Source organism: Staphylococcus microti (assembly GCF_000934465.1).
GTDB lineage: Bacteria > Bacillota > Bacilli > Staphylococcales > Staphylococcaceae > Staphylococcus > Staphylococcus microti.
On record NZ_JXWY01000070.1, the window covers coordinates 1 to 619 of the forward strand.

1 protein-coding gene is annotated in these 619 nt (G+C 33.1%); it reads left to right on the forward strand.

What is annotated here, in order from left to right; genetic code table 11:
• On the forward strand, positions 1 to 619 hold a 619-nt coding region (locus tag TP70_RS08730), incomplete at both ends, for an RNA-guided endonuclease TnpB family protein (RefSeq protein ID WP_044361047.1).

Below are 619 nucleotides of genomic sequence, written 5' to 3' on the forward strand. Positions count from 1 at the left end.
AAAAAAGAACAATCCCTCTGAGAAAATGCGTTTTCCAACACCTGCAAAATATAAAAAAGAATTCCCCTTTTTAAAAGAAGTCGATAGTCTTGCTTTAGCTAATGCACAGCTCAATTTAGATAAAGCCTACAAGAACTTTTTTCGTAATAAATCTATTGGATTTCCTCGGTTCAAAAGTAAGAAAAATCCTGTTCAGAGTTATACAACGAATAATCAAAATGGGACAGTTGCTTTGATTGATGATAAATTTGTCAAAGTTCCTAAATTGAAATCCTTAATCAGAATTAAACTTCACAGACAGCCAAAAGGGATTATCAAGTCAGCGACAATATCACGTCAGGCTAGCGGTAAATACTATATTTCTTTGTTATGTAAAGAAGCGATAAATGAATTGCCTAAATCTAATTCTGCAATTGGTATTGACTTGGGTATTACAAATTTTGCGATTCTTTCTGATGGTCAAAAAATTGATAATCATAACTTCACGGCTAAAATGGAAAAGAAACTCAGACGTGAACAACGTAAGTTGTCAAAGCGTGCTTTGTTAGCTAAAAAGAAAGGTGTCCATCTCTTTGAAGCAAAGAACTATCAAAAACAAAAACGAAAAGTAGCGCGATTA